At 73.8% G+C, this 19,045-nt stretch carries 19 protein-coding genes; 8 read left to right on the forward strand and 11 right to left on the reverse strand.

Going from position 1 to position 19,045, the window contains the following annotated elements; genetic code table 11:
* Both ACZ4W5_RS05910 and ACZ4W5_RS05915 read right to left on the reverse strand, forming a co-directional pair.
* Positions 1-1,212: a M56 family metallopeptidase gene (locus ACZ4W5_RS05910; RefSeq protein ID WP_465653153.1), complete on the reverse strand. Its 1,212-nt coding sequence runs from the start codon at positions 1,210-1,212 to the stop codon at positions 1-3.
* Positions 1,212-1,673, reverse strand: coding sequence for a BlaI/MecI/CopY family transcriptional regulator (locus ACZ4W5_RS05915; RefSeq protein ID WP_465653155.1), 462 nt, complete (start codon positions 1,671-1,673; stop codon positions 1,212-1,214). The genes ACZ4W5_RS05910 and ACZ4W5_RS05915 overlap by 1 nt, the downstream gene beginning before the upstream one ends.
* A 163-nt stretch (positions 1,674-1,836) precedes the next feature.
* Here ACZ4W5_RS05915 and ACZ4W5_RS05920 point away from each other — a divergent pair, with 163 nt between their 5' ends.
* From ACZ4W5_RS05920 to ACZ4W5_RS05930, 3 genes are all read left to right on the forward strand, one after another.
* Positions 1,837-2,484, forward strand: coding sequence for a DedA family protein (locus ACZ4W5_RS05920; RefSeq protein WP_360236421.1), 648 nt, complete (start codon positions 1,837-1,839; stop codon positions 2,482-2,484).
* Positions 2,484-3,146 carry a phosphatase PAP2 family protein gene (locus tag ACZ4W5_RS05925; RefSeq protein ID WP_465653157.1) on the forward strand — a complete coding sequence of 221 codons (663 nt, stop codon included), beginning with the start codon at positions 2,484-2,486 and terminating at the stop codon, positions 3,144-3,146. Before ACZ4W5_RS05920 ends, ACZ4W5_RS05925 begins: the two co-directional genes overlap by 1 nt.
* A 153-nt stretch (positions 3,147-3,299) precedes the next feature.
* On the forward strand, positions 3,300-3,815 hold the full coding sequence (locus tag ACZ4W5_RS05930) for a pyridoxamine 5'-phosphate oxidase family protein (protein ID WP_465653159.1): 516 nt from the start codon (positions 3,300-3,302) through the stop codon (positions 3,813-3,815).
* A 55-nt stretch (positions 3,816-3,870) separates the two neighbouring features.
* Here ACZ4W5_RS05930 and ACZ4W5_RS05935 read toward each other — a convergent pair whose 3' ends face one another.
* The 7 genes from ACZ4W5_RS05935 to ACZ4W5_RS05965 all read right to left on the reverse strand — a co-directional run bounded on the left by ACZ4W5_RS05935 (position 3,871) and on the right by ACZ4W5_RS05965 (position 9,786).
* A complete protein-coding gene (locus tag ACZ4W5_RS05935) occupies positions 3,871-4,497 on the reverse strand; it encodes a hypothetical protein (RefSeq protein ID WP_465653161.1) in 627 nt (208 codons plus the stop codon).
* An 80-nt stretch (positions 4,498-4,577) separates the two neighbouring features.
* Positions 4,578-4,898, reverse strand: a complete 321-nt coding sequence (locus tag ACZ4W5_RS05940) for a DMT family transporter (RefSeq protein WP_350506695.1) — start codon at positions 4,896-4,898, stop codon at positions 4,578-4,580.
* A 7-nt stretch (positions 4,899-4,905) separates the two neighbouring features.
* Entirely contained in the window at positions 4,906-5,604 is a 699-nt protein-coding gene (locus ACZ4W5_RS05945) for an HAD family hydrolase (RefSeq protein WP_465653163.1), read from the reverse strand.
* A gap of 64 nt (positions 5,605-5,668) precedes the next feature.
* Complete coding sequence (locus ACZ4W5_RS05950; RefSeq protein ID WP_465653165.1) at positions 5,669-6,754, reverse strand: ABC transporter ATP-binding protein; 1,086 nt, start codon at positions 6,752-6,754, stop codon at positions 5,669-5,671.
* 31 nt (positions 6,755-6,785) lie between these two features.
* Entirely contained in the window at positions 6,786-7,595 is an 810-nt protein-coding gene (locus tag ACZ4W5_RS05955) for an ABC transporter permease (RefSeq protein WP_402484752.1), read from the reverse strand.
* Positions 7,595-8,608: an ABC transporter permease gene (locus tag ACZ4W5_RS05960; protein ID WP_465653167.1), complete on the reverse strand. Its 1,014-nt coding sequence runs from the start codon at positions 8,606-8,608 to the stop codon at positions 7,595-7,597. The genes ACZ4W5_RS05955 and ACZ4W5_RS05960 overlap by 1 nt, the downstream gene beginning before the upstream one ends.
* 8 nt (positions 8,609-8,616) lie before the next feature.
* The gene (locus tag ACZ4W5_RS05965) at positions 8,617-9,786 is read right to left on the reverse strand and encodes an ABC transporter substrate-binding protein (protein ID WP_360236288.1); all 1,170 of its coding nucleotides are present in this window, start codon (positions 9,784-9,786) and stop codon (positions 8,617-8,619) included.
* A 326-nt stretch (positions 9,787-10,112) separates the two neighbouring features.
* Here ACZ4W5_RS05965 and ACZ4W5_RS05970 point away from each other — a divergent pair, with 326 nt between their 5' ends.
* Complete coding sequence (locus ACZ4W5_RS05970) at positions 10,113-10,892, forward strand: GntR family transcriptional regulator (protein ID WP_375894522.1); 780 nt, start codon at positions 10,113-10,115, stop codon at positions 10,890-10,892.
* Positions 10,893-10,937: 45 nt separating this feature from the next.
* Here ACZ4W5_RS05970 and tmpA read toward each other — a convergent pair whose 3' ends face one another.
* Positions 10,938-12,536, reverse strand: coding sequence for a 2-trimethylaminoethylphosphonate dioxygenase (gene tmpA / locus ACZ4W5_RS05975; protein ID WP_465653169.1), 1,599 nt, complete (start codon positions 12,534-12,536; stop codon positions 10,938-10,940).
* Positions 12,537-12,892: 356 nt separating this feature from the next.
* Between tmpA and ACZ4W5_RS05980 the strand changes: the two genes are divergently transcribed.
* Positions 12,893-14,533 (forward strand): APC family permease, encoded by a 1,641-nt coding sequence (locus ACZ4W5_RS05980; RefSeq protein WP_465653171.1) that lies wholly within the window; start codon positions 12,893-12,895, stop codon positions 14,531-14,533.
* Positions 14,534-14,727: 194 nt separating this feature from the next.
* Here ACZ4W5_RS05980 and ACZ4W5_RS05985 read toward each other — a convergent pair whose 3' ends face one another.
* Complete coding sequence (locus ACZ4W5_RS05985) at positions 14,728-15,807, reverse strand: pyridoxal-phosphate-dependent aminotransferase family protein (RefSeq protein ID WP_465653173.1); 1,080 nt, start codon at positions 15,805-15,807, stop codon at positions 14,728-14,730.
* A gap of 98 nt (positions 15,808-15,905) precedes the next feature.
* Between ACZ4W5_RS05985 and ACZ4W5_RS05990 the strand changes: the two genes are divergently transcribed.
* From ACZ4W5_RS05990 to ACZ4W5_RS06000, 3 genes are all read left to right on the forward strand, one after another.
* Positions 15,906-16,997, forward strand: coding sequence for an amidohydrolase family protein (locus ACZ4W5_RS05990; RefSeq protein WP_465653175.1), 1,092 nt, complete (start codon positions 15,906-15,908; stop codon positions 16,995-16,997).
* 116 nt (positions 16,998-17,113) lie between these two features.
* Positions 17,114-17,791 (forward strand): uracil-DNA glycosylase, encoded by a 678-nt coding sequence (locus tag ACZ4W5_RS05995; RefSeq protein WP_465653177.1) that lies wholly within the window; start codon positions 17,114-17,116, stop codon positions 17,789-17,791.
* A gap of 251 nt (positions 17,792-18,042) precedes the next feature.
* Positions 18,043-18,975 (forward strand): SCO1860 family LAETG-anchored protein, encoded by a 933-nt coding sequence (locus ACZ4W5_RS06000; protein ID WP_465653179.1) that lies wholly within the window; start codon positions 18,043-18,045, stop codon positions 18,973-18,975.
* Positions 18,976-19,045: the final 70 nt, after the last annotated feature.

Below are 19,045 nucleotides of genomic sequence, written 5' to 3' on the forward strand. Positions count from 1 at the left end.
CTAGCGCTCCGTACCGGGTTCGTGCTGGGCGGTCTCGACGGTGTGGTGGAGGTCGGCGGTGGCCTCCAGGGCGGCGCCGGTGGTCAGGGCCAGGCAGGCGGCCAGGGCCAGCGCGACGGCCCGCAGCCGGGTGGCCGGGGCGGTGGAGGGGCGGGGCTGGAGGAGGGCCGCGACCCGGCGCGGGACCGGGCCGGAGTGGGCGGCGGCGACCAGACGGGGCCGGGCCGGCCAGGGCGAGCGGCTCGCGGCGAGGGCGGCCCGGCCGACCGCGCGGGCCGTCACGGCGCGGTCGCCGATCCGGGCGGCGGCCACCTCGTCGGCCCAGCGCTCCAGGTGGTACCCGAGGGGCGCGCGCAGCGGGCGGAGCGCCGGGTGGATGTCGGCGGCGTGCTCGGCGAGGGCCAGGAAGACGTGGTGCCGGCCGGTCAGGTGGGCGCGCTCGTGGGCGAGCAGGGCGGAGCGCTCGGGCCCGCTGAGGGCGCGCAGCATCCCGGAGGTGACCACGATCCGGCCGGGCTCGCCGGGCCGGCCGGGGCGGCGCAGGCGGCCGGGGAGGGCGAAGGCGTCGGCGCGCTCGTCGTCCAGCACGGTGAGCGGGTGGTCGGCGGGGTGCCGGAGCCGGGCCAGGGCCTGCCGCCAGGCCGCCCGGGCGGGGCGGGGGGTGGGGCGCAGGGTGGGGCGCCCGGCGGGGTCCTGCGGCCCGCGCTCGGCGCGCGCCCGGCGCATCGGGGCGTGGCGGGGGCGCGTGTCCGGATGCTGGTCGGCGTCGGTCTGGGCGCGCGGTGCGGCGCTTGCTGCGGTGCCCGTTGCGGCGCCCGGCTCGGCTCCCGCCTCGGCGCCGCAGGAGGCGCGCGGGGCGGGCAGCGCGGCCCGGGCGGTGCGCAGTTCCAGGCACCGGCGGCGGGTGGTCCGCACGGCCAGTGCGGCGAGCGCGGCCAGGGCGAGGCCGGCCAGGGCGGCGGCGAGCGGGGCGCTGGGCGCGGCGGCGGTGAGCCAGGGCAGCGAGAGGTGGCCGAGGGCCGCGACCGGGGGCAGCTGGAGCAGTCCGGCGGCGGCGAGCAGTCCGAGCGAGCAGAGGGTGCCGCCGGCCAGCACGCTGGCGGTGCCGGCCAGCAGCCAGGCGGCGGCCCGGGGCGGCAGCGCCTCGGCGAGCCGGCGGGCCAGCGGGACGGTCAGGAAGGGCAGCAGCAGCGGCGCCCAGACGGCGATCATCACGGGGCGCCCGCCGATCCGGGGCCGCCCGTCGCTCGGGAGCCGCCGCTTTTGGTGCCGCCGACGCGGTTGGTGCCGTCGACGGCGCCGTCGCCGTCGCCGCCGAGCAGGGCGCGCAGCAGCTGCTCGTCCTCGGCGGAGAGGTCGGAGACGAAGCGGGCGAGCACGGTGGAGCGGTCGGCCTCGCGGCCGAGTTCGGTGTGCATCCGGCGGGCGGCGAGGCCCGCCGTGTCCTGGACGGTCGGGGTGTAGGCGTAGGCGCGGCCGGTCCGGGTGCGTTCGACCGTCCCCTTGTCGTGCAGCCGGGCCAGGATCGTCGCGATGGTGGTGCGGGCGAGGTCGCCGCCGAGCGCCGTCTGGACGTCCTGCGGCGTCATCGGCTGCCGGGCCGACCACAGGGCGGCCAGCACCTCGGACTCCAGCTCCCCGGCAGGCCGGCGGGCGGACGGTACGTCGGACATGGCGGCGCTTCCTCCAGCTTTCGTCTACAGTCATGTAGACCGTCTACGTCACTGTAGACGGTCCCGGGCGGGTCCGCCGCGCGTCGCGGCGACCGCCCCCCAACGTACGGGAGGTCCGCCAGCCTTGCTCCAGTTCCCCGCCGATCCGGCCGTTCACCTCGCGATGGGCACCCACCTCGCCGTGAACCCGCTGGACGCCTCCTCGCTGCTCGCCGCCTTCGGGGCGTTCGGCATCGCCGTGGTGCTGTTCGCCGAGACCGGCCTGCTGGTGGGCTTCTTCCTGCCCGGCGACTCGCTGCTGTTCACCGCGGGCCTGCTCTGCGTGCCCGGCGCCACCAAGGGCCCGCAGCTGCACCTGTGGCAGGTGCTCCCCGCCGCCCTGATCGGGGCGCTGGCCGGGGCCCAGGTGGGCTACCTGATCGGCCGGCGCGGCGGCCGGGCGCTGCTGAGCCGGACCAAGCGCAAGAGCCTGCTGGAGGGCGTGGCGCGGGCCGAGGAACTGCTGGCCAAGTACGGCCACGGCAAGGCGATCGTGCTGGCCCGGTTCATCCCGGTGGTCCGTACGGTGCTGAATCCGCTCTGCGGCGTACTCGAAGTGCCGGTCCGCTCGTTCACCTTCTGGCAGGTGACGGGCGGTGCGGTGTGGACCGTCGGCGTGGTGCTGGCCGGGTACGGGCTCGGGTCGTCGATTCCCGGGATCGACCAGTATCTGCTGCCGATCATCGGTCTGGTAGTAGTTGTCTCCGTGCTCCCCATTGTTCTCGAACTGTTCCGCGCCCGTAAGGCGCGCCGTCACGGAGGTGACGTGTGATGTCCTCTCGGGCTCTCGCCGTGTACGACGGCAGTGGCATCGACGGCAGCCTCTACACCCAGGTGAACAAGTGGGCGCAGTCCGCCCCGACCTGGCTGGACGACGTGATCAAGGTCTGGTCCGCGATCGGCCTCGGGCTGTTCGCCCTGTTCATGCTGTACGCCTGGTGGCGGGCGCGCGGCGCCGACTCCGCGGTGATGGCCAAGGTGCTCGCCTCCCCGGTGATCGTGGTCGTCGCGTACGGCATCAACTCCGTGCTCAAGGGCATGGTCGAGGAACTCCGGCCGTGCGCGCAGATCAAGGGCAGCGTCTCGCTGGAGACCTGCCCCGCCGCCGGTGACTGGTCCTTCCCCAGCAACCACTCGGTGATCGCCTTCGCCGCCGCGGTCTCGCTCTGGTTCGTCAGCCGCCGGCTCGGCGTCGTCGCCACCGTCTTCGCGGCCCTGATGGCCGCCTCCCGGGTCTGGGTCGGCGTGCACTATCCGCACGACGTGGCGGTCGGCGCCCTCGTCGGCACCCTGGTCGCCCTGGTGCTGGCCCCGCTGGCCGGGCGCTGCGGGCCGCTGGTGGACCGGATGCGGTCGGGCGCGCTGCGCCCGCTCCTCGGCCCCGGCACGGTGCCGGTGGTGAGCCGCGAGTACGCCTCGCACCGGGCGCGGTAGTAGCCATTTCGTGAGTGGCCCGCCCCTTGTCCGGTTTCGGACGGCGGGTGGAGCATGTGAGCCGGGCGTGCGGCCCCCGAGCGGGGGCGGCCGCCCGGCTCAGTCGTGCTCGGGGCGCGAAGGCACCGGGCGTGCCAGCGGAGGGAGTGCCGAATGCCGTACCGACTCGACATCACGCAGGGGGACTGGCCGGGCGACCTGCTGCACAAGGGCGTCGAAGGGCTGCTCGCCGAGGCCATGGTGCTCACCCTCGCCACCGCCGGCCACGAACACGGACCGTACGCCAACCTCGCCTTCTTCGCCTACGACGAGGACCTCGTCCTGTACTTCGTCAGCGAGCGCTCCACCCGGCACAGCCACCACCTCGCCGAGGAGGCCCGGGCCGCCGCCACCGTCTTCCTGCCGCCGCCCGCGTTCGGCGAGCAGCTGCGCGGACTCCAGCTGACCGGCAGCGCGAGCGAGGCCTGGGGGCACCAGGCGGAGGCCGCGCTGGCGGCCTACCAGGGGCGGTACCCGGTCTTCGCCCAGGACCAGGAGGTCCGGCGGCAGTACCTCACCGGGGGCGGGGCGGCGGCGCTGTACCGGTTCCAGGTCGAGGAGCTCACGGCGGTCGACGAGCCCAACTTCGGACGGCGCAACTACCTGCGGGCGCGGGTGGTGCGGGAGTAGCCCGTCGGCCCGGGCGGGTTCACCGCCGCCGCGCGGCCGCGCCGCGGGGCGTGGCTCAGAGGGCGCTCCCCCGGCGCCACGGGACCCGGCGCGGGCGGCCGTTGCGGACCACCGCCACGCCCAGACCGGCGGTGCCCGCCATCAGGGCGGCGTTGACGCCGAGGGCGGCGGCGCCGTCCCGCAGCAGGTCGACGTTCTCCGGCAGGCGCGCCTCCGCGACGCCCCTCGGGTCGTACCGGACGGTGAGCAGGTCACCGACCGCGTGCGCGTGCAGGCCCGCGGCCACCGTGCCGTTCGGGATCGGCACGCCGTCGCCGTCGACGACGTCGTACGAGGAGCTCGGCCGCTTGCCCTGCGGGCGGTCGTGCGCGGCCGTGACCCGGGCGGTGACGGTCTCCCCCGAGGTGCTGAGGATCAGCGAGTCCCGGGCCGAGGCCACCGAGGCCAGCGCGAGGAGCCACAGCAGCGCCCCGAACGCGGCCATCCAGCAGCCCGCCGCCGCCCCGAGCAGCCGCACCACCCCCACGATCCACCCGACCCCGAGCACCAGGCCGAGCAGCACCGCCGCCCCGAACCCCACGTACGTGCTCACCGCCACCAGCCCGAACGTCCCGGCCGGCACCGCCGCCACCAGCGCGGCCGCCAGGGCGACGGTCCCGCGTCTCGTCCTCGTTCCCGCCACTGCTTCCCCCGCTCCTCACGATGTCGGGGTGGAACGCTACGCCCGGACCCTGACGCCCTCCGGGCCGGGGTGGCGGGCGGTCAGTGGCCGCCCTTGAGGTTGAGGACGACGACGCCGACGATGATCAGGGCGATGCCGAGGATCTGCAGCTTGCCCAGTGACTCGCCGAAGGCGACCACGCCGATGCCGGCGACCGCCGCCGTTCCGGCGCCGGACCAGACGGCGTAGGCGACCGAGACCGGGATGTGCTTGAGCGCGCGGCCGAGCAGGTAGAAGGAGAGCGCGTAGCCGACTCCCACTCCGAGGCTGGGCCAGAGGCGGGTGAACCCCTCGGTGAGCTTGAGGCAGCTGGTGGCGCAGACCTCGCTCAGGATGGCGAGGGTGAGCAGGACGTAGGGCATGTCGCGGTCACACGGCCGGGGCGGCGGAGAGCTTCCCCAGCAGCGCCAGGTCGGCGCGCTCCAGGCTGTCCAGCAGGGTGATCCGCCGGCCGTCGGGTATCGGGACGGCGGTGGAGGGCACCGCGAGCACCGCGCAGCCGGCCGCGGCGGCGGAGGCGACCCCGGTGGGGGTGTCCTCGACGGCGACGCAGGCGGCCGGGTCGAGGCCGAGCCGCTCGGCGGCGGCCAGGTACGGGTCCGGCGCGGGCTTGGTGCGGGGGGTGTCCTCGGCGGCCATGGTGACGGCGAACCAGTCGCGGCCGATGGACGACAGGACGAGGTCCACCACCAGGCGCGGGGAGGCGGAGACCAGCGCGGTGGGCACCCGGGCCTCGCGCAGGGCGGCCAGCAGGTCGAGCGCGCCGGGGCGGGGCACCGTCTCGGCGGCGACCTTGGCGGCGAAGGACTCGCCCAGGACGGCGGCGAGTTCGGCTTCGGGGCGGCTGGTGCCGCTGACCTTGTGCAGGTGGGCGGCGGTGTGCTCGACGGCCTGGCCGAGCACCTCGGGGGCGTCCTGGTCGGTGAGCGGGTGGTCCAGCTCCTCGGCGAGTTCGGCGGCGGCCTTCCACCACAGCTGCTCGGTGTCGACCAGGGTGCCGTCCATGTCGAAGAGGACGGCGGCGGGCAGGGGGACGGGGGCGGAATCAGGAACGACGGTTTCAGGCATGGCGGTACCTTCGGTGGTTCTTCTGAGGGTGCAGAGGCGGTAACGAGGATCCCAGACGGGCCGCTCAGGCGGTTCGCCGGTCCACCAGTACCGGGCGGTCCGGCAGGGTGAGCTCGGCGCGCGCGCCGGCCGGCAGGGCGGCGGCGGCCTCGGTGGGCAGGTCGGCCTTGACCTCGGTGCCGTCGTCCAGGCGGACGGTGAGCCGGGTGACGGCGCCCAGGAAGGATGCGGTGACCACCTGGGCCGGGCCGGTCGCGGACGGGCTGAGGACGACGTTCTCCGGGCGGACCAGCACCTGGAGTTCGCCGTCGGCCGGCGCGGTGCCGTCGACCGCGTGCCGGCGGCCGAGCACCTCGACGCCGTCCGAGGTGCGGGTGCACGGGATGCGGCTCATGGTGCCGACGAACTCGGCGACGAAGGCGGTGGCCGGCCGGCCGTACAGCTCGGACGGGGTGGCGCACTGCTCCAGCCGCCCGGCCCGCAGCACCGCGACCCGGTCGGCCATGGACAGCGCCTCCTCCTGGTCGTGGGTGACGAACAGGGTGGTGATGCCCAGCTCCTGCTGGAGGCGGCGGATCTCCTCGCGCAGCTGGAGGCGGACCTTGGCGTCCAGCGCGGACAGCGGCTCGTCCAGCAGCAGCACGCGCGGCTGGAGGGCGAGCGCACGGGCGAGCGCGATGCGCTGCTGCTGACCGCCGGACATCTGGTGCGGGTAGTGCTCGGCGCGGTGCGGCAGGCCGACCAGCTCCAGCAGTTCCTGGGCGCGCCTGCGGCGCTCGGCCTTGCCGGTGCCGCGCATCCGCAGCCCGAAGGCGACGTTGTCCAGCGCGGTCAGGTGCGGGAAGAGGCTGTACGACTGGAACACCATGCCCGCGTCGCGCTTGTGGGCGGGGATCGCGGTGATGTCCTGCCCGTCGACCAGCACCTCGCCGGAGTCGTGCTGCTCGAAGCCGGCCAGGATGCGCAGCGCGGTGGTCTTGCCGCAGCCGGACGGGCCGAGCAGGGCGAGCAGTTCACCGGGCCGGACGGTCAGGTCCAGACCGTCGAGGGCGGTGGTGGCGCCGAACGCGCGGCGCAGCGAGCGGAACTCGACGGTGGCGCCGCCGGCGGCGGTCGCGGCCCGGGAGGCGGTGGCGGTGGCCGTGGTCATGGCTGGTAACTCCTGGAGAACGGGGGGTGGTTCAGGACCGGGCGGCCTTGCGGCCGCGGCCGACGGCGGACATCAGCAGCAGGACGAGCCAGACGATCAGCAGGCTGAGCATCGACACCGCGACGGACATCTGGCCGTCGCTCTTGCCGTTGGAGTTGATCCACACCGAGAAGGGGCCGAAGCCGAGGATGGAGGCGGTGGTGAACTCGCCGAGCACCAGGGCGACGGTGAGCACGGCGCCGTTCAGCAGCGCGCTGCGCAGGTTCGGCAGGACGACGGTGAACACCGCGCGCAGCCAGCCGGCGCCGCAGTTGCGGGCGGCCTCGACCAGGGTGACCACGTCCACGCCGCGCAGTCCGGCGTCGATCGCCCGGTAGGCGAACGGCAGGGCCATCAGCACGTAGGCGATGACCAGGACGATCGGGAAGGCCGGGTCCTGGATGGCCACGATGGTCTGGAAGAACGGGGTGTCCTGGAGGTAGTCCGGGCCCCAGCGCAGCACACCGATGATGCCGGTGGTGAGGGCCACCACCGGGACGACCAGCGGCATCGAGCACATGACCTCGATGACCGGGCGCAGCTTCGGCGCGCCGAGCCGGGCGGCGAGCACCGCGGGGACGAGCAGGAGCAGCAGCACCGCCACGGTGACGGCGGCCAGTTCGAGGCTGAGCACCAGGCTGTCGGTGAAGCCGGGGGCGTTCAGCAGCTCGGTGTAGGCGCGGAAGGTGGTGCCGCCCTTGTTGTCGTCGACGCTGAACCACAGCGAGGCGGCCATCGGCACCGCGAAGTAGATCCCGCAGAGCAGCAGGACCAGGCCGCGGCCGAAACGGATGCGATTGATCAGGCGAGCCACTTGGCACTCCGGCGCTGAAGGGGCAGGTACACGGCCATCACCAGGCAGGCGACCACGATCATGTCGAGGCCGAGCGCGAGGGCGAGGTTGCCCTGGCCGACCAGGACGTTGCCGGACAGCGCGTCGCCGATCTGCATCGAGATCAGCGGCACCGAACTGCCCACCATGGCCTCGGCGGTGGCGTACGCGGCGAAGGAGGCGCCGAACAGCAGCACGAAGCCGCCGAGCAGCGAGGGCAGCAGGACGGGCAGCGCCACGTGCCGCCAGTACTGCACGCCGGTGGCGCCGTTGTTGTACGCGGCCTCGCGCCACTGGACCTTGAGGCCCTCCAGGGCCGGGGTGATGGTGATGACCATCAGCGGCACCAGGAAGTATAGGTAGACCACGGACAGGCCGGAGAAGGTGTAGAGGTTCCAGCCGTGCTTGGTCAGGCCGAGCTTCTTGGTGACCTCGCCGGAGTTGCCGAGGGTGGCGACGAACATGAAGGCCAGCGGGACGCCGCCGAAGTTGGCGAGCACGCCGGAGGCGGACATCACGGCCTCGCGGAAGGCGCGGAACCGGGAGGTCGCCACGGCCTGGGCCAGCGGCAGGCCGACCACGGTGGCGATCAGCGCGGTCAGCAGGGAGAGCTTCACGCTGCCCCACAGGGCCGTCCAGTAGGCGCCCTGGAGCGAGCCGGTGAGGTTGTCGAGGGTGAAGGTGCCGCCGCCGTCGGGGGCGTCCGAGGAGGTGGTGAAGGCGCCGATGACGATCGCGACGGCGGGCAGGCCGAAGCCGATCGCGAAGAAGAGGATCAGGGGGAGGGCGGCGAGCCAGGCGCGGCTGCCGCGGGCCCGGCGCGCGGCCGGGAGGGGGGCCTCGGTGTGCACCGTGGTGGCCGTGGCGGTGGCCGGGGCCGTGGCGGTGGCCGGGGCGGGGGCGGGGGACGCGGGGCCGGGGGCGCCCCCGCCGCTCTGGGCGGCGGAGGCGCTGGCCGGCACCGGGGTGGGAGCCGTAGTCATCAGTCAGATCAGCCCGAGATCGCCTTGGCCCAGTTCTCCGTCACGACCTTCTTGGCCGCGGTGGTCTGGTCGTCGGTCGGGAAGGTGGTGAAGGGCTTCTCGACGGCCGGGAGCTTGGCGGCGGTGGCGGTGTCCAGGGTGCCTGCGGCCTTCATGGCGTCGAACAGGGCCGGGGTGGCGTAGCCGCCCAGGAAGCCGTTCTGGCCCTCCGCGCTGTAGAGGTACTCCTCCCACAGGCGGGCGGCGGCCGGGTGCGGCGCGTCCTTGTTGATGGCCTGGTTGTAGAAGTTGGCGTAGACGCCGTCGGACGGGATGCTGACCTGCCAGTCGATGCCCTTGTCCTTGAACTTGTCGGCGTAGCCGGCGTTCAGGTAGGACCAGTCGATGGTGATCGGGGTCTCGCCCTTCTCGATGGTCGCCGGGGTGACCTCGACCGGATTGAAGTTGCCGGCCTGCTTCAACTTGCCGAAGAAGTCGATGCCGGGCTGGATGTTGTCCAGCGAACCGCTGTTGGCCAGGGCGGCGGCCATGACGGCGCTGTACGCGGCGTTCGCCTTGGTCGGGTTGCCGTTGAGCGCGACCATGCCCTTGTACTCGGGCTTGAGCAGGTCGGCGAAGGTCTTCGGGCAGGCCGACACCTTCTTGGCGTCGCAGGCGATCGAGATGTAGCCGCCGTAGTCGTTGTAGCTCAGACCGTTGGCGTCCTTCATGGCGGCCGGGATCTTGTCGAAGTCGGCGACCTTGTAGGGGGCGAACAGGCCCTGCTTGCCGCCGGAGGTGGCGAACGCGGCACCCAGGTCGACCACGTCGGGGGCGCGGTCCTGGCCCTTGCGGGAGGTGATCGCGTTGATCTCGTCCTGGCTGGAGCCGTCCGGGTTCTCGTCCTCGATGTCGATGCCGTACTTCGCCTTGAAGCCGTCCATCAGCTTGCCGTAGTTCGCCCAGTCGCGCGGCAGCGTGATGACGTGCAGCTTGCCCTCCTTCTTGGCGGCGGCGACCAGGGCGTCCATGCCGCCGAAGTCGGCGACCGAGGTGGCGGTCTTGGCGCTCTTGCCGCCCGCGGCGTCGCTGCCGGACTTCGCGGAGGAGGAGCCGGCGGAACCGCAGGCGGTGAGGGACAGCGCGGCGGCGGTCAGGACGGCCGCGAAGGCGGCGGAGCGGGCACGGTGCACGGACACGGGTCAGTCTCCTGAGAAGGGGGAACTGCAAGCGGGTGTCTGGATCGGGGGATCTGCGAGTGGCGGTCCGGAGCCGTCCGGGGTGAGTTCGACGGCGTCCGAGTTGACTAGCCAACTTCGCTGACGGAGGTAAGTAACCCGAAGTTCGGTGACGGGAAGGTGAACGGACGGCCCAGAACCGGGGTCGGCTGCGGGAACGGTGGAATCCGGCCATCGGTGCGTGATCCGTTCGGTGCGATGCTCGAACGGCGCAGCGGGATAAGGTCGGGCTGTCCGTGCCGGTACGGCTGCGCTGGACACCGCCCCTGGAGGGACAATTGAGTGACGTGGCAGTAGAGCCCGGGCGCCCCGTCGAGCGCACGGCCGGAGCCCTGTACCGCAAGGTGGCCGCCGATCTGCGCGAGGCCATCACCACCGGCGCGTACGGCGAGGCCGGCCGGCTGCCCGCCGAGGGCGCGCTGGCCGAGCAGTACGGGGTCTCCCGCGGCACCGTCCGCCAGGCGCTCGCCGTGCTGCGCTCCGACGGGCTGGTCACCTCCCGCCGCGGCACCCGACGGGTGGTGCTCGGCGGCGCCCGGGTGCAGAGCTTCTCCGAACTGCTCAGCTTCACGCACTGGGCGTACTCGATGGGCGAGGAGCCCGGCGGCATCCTGGACTCCCTGGTGCGCCGCCCGGCGGACGCGGCCGAGCGCGAGCAACTGCGGCTGGAGCCCGGCGCGGAGGTGTACGTGACGGTCCGGCTGCGGACGCTGTCCGGCACCCCGGTGATGGTCGAGCGGACGATCTACCCGCCGCGGGTCGGCGAGATCGTCGCCGAGCTGCCGCCGGACGTGGTCTCGCACACCGAGGTGCTGCGCGAGCACGGCATCCTGTTCACGGATGCCGACCACACCATCGACATCGTCGCGGCCAACGCCGAGGACGCCCGGCTGCTCGGCTGCCGCCGGGGCGGCCCGCTGCTGCGCGAGCGGCGGCGCACCACCGACCCGACCGGCACGCCGGTGGAGTGGTCCCAGGACCGCTACCTGCCCGGCACGGTGGCGTTCAGCGTGCACAACTCGCTGGCCACGTCGGCGCTTTCGCGGCACGCCCGGGAGCTGGACTGAGCTCCCGGACGGCCGCGCCGCTTCGGGGCCTCGCGGCGGGGGCGGTCAGCGCATGAGTGAGGCGAGCAGCGGGCGGTAGTGCTCGAAGTCCGGCGTCTCCAGGCCGGGCTCCTTCGCCTGCTCGTCCCACCGGCGCACGGCCACCGCGTCGACGGCGCCCGGGAGTTGGGCGAAGGCGGCGGCCTCCTCGGCGCCCATCGGGCCGCCCTGGACGGTGAGGGTGTACTCGGAGGCCTCGGAGAGCCGGGCCCGGTATCCGGGCTCGACCGCGCACAGGTAGCGCTTGGCCGCCACGTGCAGCCGGACCGGCTCGGTGACCTCCGGGCCGAACCAGGCGGCCAGCCGGTCGGCGCCGGTGTGGCTGTGCCGGTTGTCCTGACCTTGCATCAGATCCCTTCCGTGCAAGGCGCCGTGGAAGTGGCCGAGGTCGTGCAGCAGGGCGGCGGCGACCAGGTGGTCGGGGGCCCCGGCGGCCTCGGCGGCGGCCGCGGCCTGGAGCATGTGCTCGGCCATGGTGACCGCCTCGCCCAGGTACTCCCCGGCGCCCTCGCCCGCGAACAGTTCGGCCAGTTCGTCCAGGGCGGCGGTGCGGCGGTGCAGCACGGCGAGGGTTGAGGCGAGCGAGTCGAGGTCCGCGTAGCACCCCTGGAGGTGCCGGCGGCCGTCCTGCCGGAAGGCCGTACGGGCGTGCAGCAGACGGGTGTTGTCGAAGACCAGGCAGTCGCCGGGGCCGAGCCGGAAGGTCAGCTGGAGCTCGGGGCGCAGGGTGATCGCGGCGAAGCGGCGGTAGGCGGCGTAGAAGGCCGTCAGGCCGTCCGCGCCGGCGCGCAGGGTGCCGATCGAGCGGTTGTTGAACCGGACCTCGCGGATCCGGCCCAGCGGGTCCACGTCGATCAGCGGGCGGTCGGCGCGCAGTTCGGTGCGGCGGTCACGGAAGACGAAGGGGACGGGGGTGCGGGTGAGTGTCGCGAAGTCCTCGGGGGCCTCGTCCCGGAGGATCGCCGCCGCCTTGAAGCCGTCCACCAGGCCGGAGTCGCCGCCGGTCGCGGAGTTCTCCAGGCAGTGCAGCAGTTGGAGGGTGGGCACCGGGTCGCGGTACGGGTTGTCGGTGTGCGGGGCGATCGCCTTGTCGGTGAACGCGAGGTTGTTCGGATCAGGCTCGACCCGGACGTCGAACAACTCCCCGTAGTTGGTGACCCGGACGTACCCGAAGCTCTCGGCCACCCGCAGCACCTGCCCCTCCACGGCGGGCACCCCGCGCAGCACCGCGAAGCCGCTGCGCCGTACGGCGGCCAGGACGGCGGCCTGCTCGGCGGGGTCGGCGAGGTAGGCCTCCCAGTCGGCCTCGGGAATGCCGCGCGCGAAGTCGGCGGCCGCCCAGAGCCGCTTGCCCTGCTCGGTGCGCCCGTCGCCCTCCTCCGCTTCGTCGAGCCAGGCGAGCGGATAGCGGGAGCGGTGCCCGTCCGACCAGAGCACCTCCAGACGGCCGTCGAGCTCCGTGCTCGCGGCGATCGCGAGGCCCGCCGGCAGGTCGTCGATCTGGAACAGCTTCTGCCCGTTGCGCGGGTCCCGGCACTCGACGCAGGGGCAGTTGTCGCGCAGCCAGTACGGCGGCAGCTCGGTCAACGGCGGTCGCTCGGTCACGGGGGTTCCTCCTCGACGGCTCCCGGGCAAAGTTGTACAGCCAACTTCGCTCCGTGCGAGAGCTTGCCGGTTCGCGGTGAGATCCGCGTGCCGGGTAGGTGAACGGTGCGGGAACTGTCGCGGGGGGTGTGGCCGAAAGCGGTTGAGCGGGGAGGCGCGGGGTGGGGTGGTGCGATCCGGGCGGCGGTCGGATACCGCCCGGGCCGGCACCGTCGGCCGGTGCCGCCGCCCGACTGACGGACCCGCGCTCCGGCCGTTCGGGTGAGGGTGCACGTCGGAGGGTGTTTCGAGGGTGGGGGAGGGCTCGGGGCTGCGGCACTGTCGGGGGGATTCCCCGAGGTGAGAGGCGTGGCGCCATGGCCCATTCCAATACGACGACATCGCCCCCGACGGGGCACGGCGGGCTCAAGCGGGAGGTCGGCGTGGCCGGGCTGCTGTGGGCCTCGGTCGGGGCGATCATCGGGTCCGGGTGGCTGTTCGGGGCGCAGAAGGCGGCGGTGGCGGCCGGGCCCGCCGCGTTGCTGTCCTGGGGGATCGGGGCGTTGGCGATCATCCTGCTGGCGCTGATCCACGCCGAGCTGGGCGGGCTGTTCCCGGTCGCGGGCGGGACGGCGCGGTACCCCCACTACGCCTTCGGCGGGTTCGCCGGGATGTCCTTCGGCTGGTTCACCTGGCTCCAGGCCGCGACCATCGCGCCGATCGAGGTCCAGGCGATGATCAACTACGCCCGGCACTGGACCTGGGCGGACGGCTTCCTCAACAAGGACCTGACGCTGACCGGCACGGGCTTCGTGGTCGCGGCCGTGCTGCTCGGGGTGTTCGTCGCGATCAACTTCCTCGGCGTCCGGCTGCTCGCGCACACCAACAGCGCGGCGACCGTGTGGAAGGTCGCCATCCCGATCCTGACCATCTTCGCCTTCGGGATCCAGGACTTCCACGGCTCCAACTTCACCTCGCACGGCTTCGCGCCGGACGGCTCCAAGGGCGTGCTGGCGGCCATCAGCACCAGCGGGGTGATCTTCGCGCTGCTCGGCTTCGAGCAGGCCATCCAGTGGGCGGGGGAGAGCCGCAACCCGCGCCGGGACATCCCCCGGGCCGTCCTCGGCTCGGTGGTGATCGGCACCGTGATCTACGTGATGCTCCAGGTGGTGTTCATCGGCGCCCTGCCGCCGGAGACCTTCGCGGGCGGGTGGGCCAAGCTCGACTACCCCGGGATCAGCGGCCCGTTCGCGGGCCTCGCGACCCTGATCGGCCTGGGCTGGCTGGCCACCGTCCTGTTCATCGACGCGGTGATCTCGCCCGCCGGCACCGGGCTGGTCTACATCACCTCCAGCTCCCGGGTCACCTACGGCCTCAGCCGCAACGGCTACGCGCCGCAGGCCCTCCAGTACACCGACCGCAACTCGGTGCCCTGGCTCGGCCTGCTGATCGCCTGGGTCGCCGGGGTGGTCTGCTTCCTGCCGTTCCCGAGCTGGCAGAAGCTGGTCGGCTTCATCACCTCTGCCGTGGTGCTGATGTACGCGGGCGCGCCGCTGGCCTTCGGGGTGCTGCGCAAGCGGCTGCCGGGGATGGAGCGGTCGTACCACCTGCCCGGCGGCACGATCATCTCGCCGGCCGCGTTCGCGGTGGCGAGCCTGGTCATCTACTGGTCCGGCTGGGACACCCTGTGGCGCCTCGGGCTGGCGATCCTGATCGGCTACCTGCTGCTCGGCGGGTACTCGATGTACGCCGCCTCGAAGGGGGTGCCGAACGCGCCGCGGATGGACTTCAAGGCCGGGCAGTGGCTGCCGGTCTACCTGGTCGGGATGGGGATCGTCTCCTGGCAGGGCACCTTCGGGGTGGGCGCCCAGGGGAACCTGCCGCTGTGGTGGGACATCGGGGTCGTGGTGGTGTTCGCACTGGTCATCTACTACTGGGCGCTGGCGGTGGCGCTCCCGGCGGAGGAGATCGAGCGGAACATCCGCGGTGTGGAGGTGCTGGACGCGGGCGGGCACTGAGCCTTCCCGGACGGACGGACGGCGGCGGCCCCGGTCGGAGGACCGGGGCCGCTCGGTGTTCGGGCGCTGCCCGGGGGGCGGGTGGGACGGACGTGCGTCTCGGACGGGTGTCCAGCGTGGACGTCTGAGACGGACGTATCAGACAGCCGTCTCGGACGTTTGTCTCGGACGCCCGTCCAGGACGAACGTCCGTCTCAGACGGCCGCGTCCCAGGCCGCCCCGGCGGCGGTCAGCGCCGCGTCGGCGTCGCCCCCGGTGGCCTTGGCGAGGGCGGTCAGGCAGGCCGTGACGGTGTCCAGCGAGGCCGCCAGGCCGTAGTGGTTGACGCGGAGCATGGAGGCCGCCAGCGCCCCGCCGCCGGGCTGGACGGGCAGTGCCGGGTCGAGGGCGGCGGCGAGTTCGGCGGCGTGCACCCCGGGCGGGGTGCACAGGGTGGTGGCGACCGGGGCCGCGGCGGCGTCCTGGTGGACGTACGGGCTGAGCGTGCCGAGGGCGCGGGCCCCGGCCCGGGTGGCGGCGGAGGCGGCACGGTGCCGGGCGATCACGGCGGGCAGGCCGTCGGCGGCGATCCGGTCCAGGCAGGCGCCGAGCGCGAGCATCTCCAACTGGGCCGGGGCGTGCGGCAGTACGGTGCGGCCGGCGTCCGTCCAGCGCTCCTTCCAGTCCAGCAGGGAGAGGTAGGAGCGGCGCGGGGCGGCCGGGTTGGCGGCGATCCGCTCCCAGGCGCGCTCGGAGACGGAGACGGCGGAGACCCCGGCCGGGCCGCCCATCGCCTTCTGGCCGCCGATCACGCACAGGTCGATGCCCCACTCGTCGGTGAGCAGCGGCTCGGCGGCGACCGAGGCGACCGCGTCGAGCATCAGCAGCGCGCCGTGCTCGCGGACCACGGCGGCGATCCCGGCGACCGGGTTGGTGTTGCCGGTGGCGGCCTCGGCGTGCACCAGGGAGACGAAGTCGATCTCCGGGCGGCCGTCGAGCGCCTCGGCGACCTGCTCGGCGCTGACCGCGCTGTCGAAGGGCACCGCGAGGTCGACGACCGTCGCGCCGCAGGAGCGCAGCCAGTTGCCGAAGGTCTGGCCGTACGGGCCGGTGACGATGTTGAGCGCGGTGGAGCCGGGGTGCGCGGCGCCGCGGATCGCGGCCTCCAGCGGCAGCAGGGCCTCGCCCTGGGTCACGATGACGTCGGCCTCGGTGTGCAGCAGCGCGGCGACCTGGTCCTCGATCGCGGCGAACCCGGCGGCGCTGAGCGGGGGGAGGTCGAGGAAGGGGCTCACGGCTTCACGGCCTTTCGCGGGGCGGGTGGTGGGTGCGGCAACGAGTCTGCCCCATGCGCGGCGATGGCACGGAACCCGCCCGTCGGTAGAGTGCGGCCATGAGCGAAGGTGCGGTGCTGCACGTCCGGGGCCGGGTGCTGGTCGGCCCGGAGGAGGTACGGGACGAACTCTGGGTGGTGGACGGCCGGGTGAGCTTCACCCGCCCGCCGACCGCCGGGGACGTCCGGACGGTGACGGGCTGGGTGCTGCCCGGTCTGGTGGACGCGCACTGCCACGTCGGCCTGGACGCGCACGGCGCCGTGGACGCCGAGACCAGCGAGAAGCAGGCGCTCACCGACCGCGACGCGGGCACCCTGCTGATCCGCGACGCCGGCTCGGCCGCCGACACCCGCTGGATCGACGAGCGCGAGGACCTGCCCCGGATCATCCGGGCCGGTCGGCACATCGCCCGTACCCGCCGCTACATCCGCAACTACGCCCACGAGATCGAGCCCGGGGACCTCGCCGCCTACGTGCGGGCCGAGGCCCGGCGCGGCGACGGCTGGGTGAAGCTGGTCGGCGACTGGATCGACCGCGAGCGCGGCGACCTCGCCGCCTGCTGGCCCGGCGACGCGCTGGCCGAGGCGATCGCGGCGGCGCACGAGGAGGGCGCCCGGGTCACCGCGCACTGCTTCGCGGCCGAGTCGCTGCCGGACCTGCTGGCGGCCGGGATCGACTGCGTCGAGCACGCCACCGGGCTGACCGAGGAGCTGATCCCGGCCTTCGCCGAGCGCGGGGTGGCCATCGTGCCGACCCTGGTCAACATCGCCACCTTCCCGCAGCTGGCGGCCGGCGGGGAGGCCAAGTTCCCGGCCTGGTCGGCGCACATGCGGCGGCTGCACGAGCGCCGCTACGACACCGTGGGCGCCGCGCACGACGCGGGCATCCCGGTGTTCGTCGGCACCGACGCGGGCGGCTCGCTCGCCCACGGGCTGGTCGCGGACGAGGTGGCGGAGCTGGTGAAGGCGGGGCTGAGCCCGGCCGAGGCGCTGTCGGCGGCGAGCTGGGGTGCCCGGGAGTGGCTCGGGCGGCCGGGGCTGGAGGAGGGCGCTCCGGCGGACTTCGTGGTGTACCAGGAGGACCCGCGGGCGGACGTCCGGGTGCTCGCGGACCCGCGCACGGTGGTGCTGCGGGGGCGGCCGGTCGGGTGACCGTGCGAGGGCGGTGGGGAGCCCGGCGATCGTTTCGAGGCGGTCGTCCGAGGTGATCGTTCAGGGTGGCCGTCCGTCGTGACGCCCTGTCGGTATCGGCCGATAGGGTGACGACCATGGCACCGCGTCCACTGAATGAGATCGTCGAGCCCGGTTGGGCCACCGCCCTGGAGCCCGTCGCCGGGCAGATCGCCGCGATGGGGGACTTCCTCCGCGCCGAGATCGCGGCCGGCCGCACCTACCTGCCGTCCGGGCCGAACGTGCTGCGGGCGTTCCAGCAGCCGATCGCCGACGTCAAGGTACTGATCGTCGGGCAGGACCCGTACCCGACGCCCGGCCACGCCGTCGGCCTGAGCTTCTCGGTGGCGCCGGACGTCCGGCCGATCCCGCCGAGCCTGGTCAACATCTTCCGGGAGTACGGCACCGACCTCGGCCTGCCGCAGCCGTCCAACGGCGACCTCACGCCCTGGACGCAGCAGGGCGTCCTGCTGCTGAACCGGGCGCTGACCACCCAGCCGCGCAACCCCCGGGCCCACAAGGGCAAGGGCTGGGAGGCGGTCACCGAGCAGGCGATCCGGGCGCTGGTGGCGCGCGGCGGCCCGATGGTGGCGATCCTGTGGGGCAGCGACGCCCGTAACCTGCGCCCGCTGCTGGGCGACATCCCGACGGTGGAGTCGGTGCACCCGAGCCCGATGTCGGCCGACCGGGGCTTCTTCGGCTCGCGGCCGTTCAGCCGGGCGAACGAGCTGCTGGTGCGGCAGGGGGCGCAGCCGGTGGACTGGCGGCTGCCGTAAGGGAGTTGCTCCCGTAGCAGATCCAGGTCAGTGCCGGACGTCAATCTCACTCCAACGAGTGAAATGACGCTCCGTGAGGCTCATGTGACGGATCGTTTGAGAAGACTGGCGGCTCATCGTTTCACCTGTGTGGGGGTCCCGCCATGTCTTCCCGGTCTTCCCGGTCTTCCCGGTCTTCCCGATCCTTCCAGCGGTCTCGGCCGTCCCGGTCGTCCCGGCCGTCTCGCCGAATCGTTTCCGCATCCGCCGCCGTGGTGGTGAGCACGCTGCTCACCGCCGGGCCCGTCCAGGCCGCCCCGGCCGCTCCGGCGGCCCCGGCGACCACTCCCTCGCCGGGCAAGGCCCGTGCCGTCACCGCCGAAGTCGCCCTGGACGTCAGTTTCCTGAACAAGGCGGTGGACGTCCCGGTGGACATCGCGCTCAACAAGGTGGAGACACCGGAGCAGCGTGAGGGCTCCGTGCTGACCGCCAAGGTCGCGGGCGTCGACCAGACCGCCCCGGTCGAACTGGTCAAGGCCGACCTCGGCAGGTCCGTCACCCGGGTCGACGCCAAGGGCGCCACCGCCTCCGTCAAGCTGGTCAACGCCGACGTGCACGCCCCCGGCCTGCCCGCCACCGCGCTGCTCGGCCTGGAGGCGATGAGCGCCGAGGCCACCTGTCCGGTCGACGGGCAGCCGACCGCGAACGTGGTCGCGCCCGCCAGGCTGACCGTGCTGGGCAAGCCCGTCACCGTCGGGCTGTACGGCCCGACCAAGGTGGACGTGCCGCTGGTCGGCAGCGTGTCGGTGGAGTTCTCCAAGAAGAGCACCACCACGACCACCGCCGCCGCCTCGGCCCTGGAGGTGCAGGTGGAGGTGAACCCGCTCAACCTGAACGTCGCCAAGGTCACCGGGAAGGTCACCGTCGCCTCGGTGAGCTGCGAGAAGCCGTCCGGCCCCACCGCCACCGCCACTCCGAGCACCGTGCCGACGTCCCCGCCCGCCGCCCAGCCGGTCGCGGACGCCACCACCTCGCGCGCCGCCGTGCCGCAGGCCGCGGTGGAGAAGCCCGAGCGGCTCGCCACCACCGGCGGCAGCAGCGCCACCGGCCCGCTGGCCGCCGGGGCCGCCGCCCTGGTCGCGGGCGGTGCGGCCGCGCTGTGGGCCACCCGGCGCCGCCGTGCCGCGCACGCCCGTCGCGGCTGAGCACCCGCAGCGGTGCGGGGTGCCACGCCCGGCACTCCCGCACCGTGACCGTGCCGATGCGGACGGTTGG

The sequence above is a fragment of the Kitasatospora sp. NPDC029367 genome, assembly GCF_055569135.1.

Bases quoted from the DNA above. Each gene is read 5' to 3' on its own strand.
- ACZ4W5_RS05910 (WP_465653153.1), bottom strand. From the start codon at position 1,212: ATGATCGCCGTCTGGGCGCCGCTGCTGCTGCCCTTCCTGACCGTCCCG.
- ACZ4W5_RS05915 (WP_465653155.1), bottom strand. From the start codon at position 1,673: ATGTCCGACGTACCGTCCGCCCGCCGGCCTGCCGGGGAGCTGGAGTCC.
- ACZ4W5_RS05920 (WP_360236421.1), top strand. From the start codon at position 1,837: ATGGGCACCCACCTCGCCGTGAACCCGCTGGACGCCTCCTCGCTGCTC.
- ACZ4W5_RS05925 (WP_465653157.1), top strand. From the start codon at position 2,484: ATGTCCTCTCGGGCTCTCGCCGTGTACGACGGCAGTGGCATCGACGGC.
- ACZ4W5_RS05930 (WP_465653159.1), top strand. From the start codon at position 3,300: ATGCCGTACCGACTCGACATCACGCAGGGGGACTGGCCGGGCGACCTG.
- ACZ4W5_RS05940 (WP_350506695.1), bottom strand. From the start codon at position 4,898: ATGCCCTACGTCCTGCTCACCCTCGCCATCCTGAGCGAGGTCTGCGCC.
- ACZ4W5_RS05945 (WP_465653163.1), bottom strand. From the start codon at position 5,604: ATGCCTGAAACCGTCGTTCCTGATTCCGCCCCCGTCCCCCTGCCCGCC.
- ACZ4W5_RS05950 (WP_465653165.1), bottom strand. From the start codon at position 6,754: ATGACCACGGCCACCGCCACCGCCTCCCGGGCCGCGACCGCCGCCGGC.
- ACZ4W5_RS05960 (WP_465653167.1), bottom strand. From the start codon at position 8,608: ATGACTACGGCTCCCACCCCGGTGCCGGCCAGCGCCTCCGCCGCCCAG.
- ACZ4W5_RS05980 (WP_465653171.1), top strand. From the start codon at position 12,893: ATGGCCCATTCCAATACGACGACATCGCCCCCGACGGGGCACGGCGGG.
- ACZ4W5_RS05990 (WP_465653175.1), top strand. From the start codon at position 15,906: ATGAGCGAAGGTGCGGTGCTGCACGTCCGGGGCCGGGTGCTGGTCGGC.
- ACZ4W5_RS05995 (WP_465653177.1), top strand. From the start codon at position 17,114: ATGGCACCGCGTCCACTGAATGAGATCGTCGAGCCCGGTTGGGCCACC.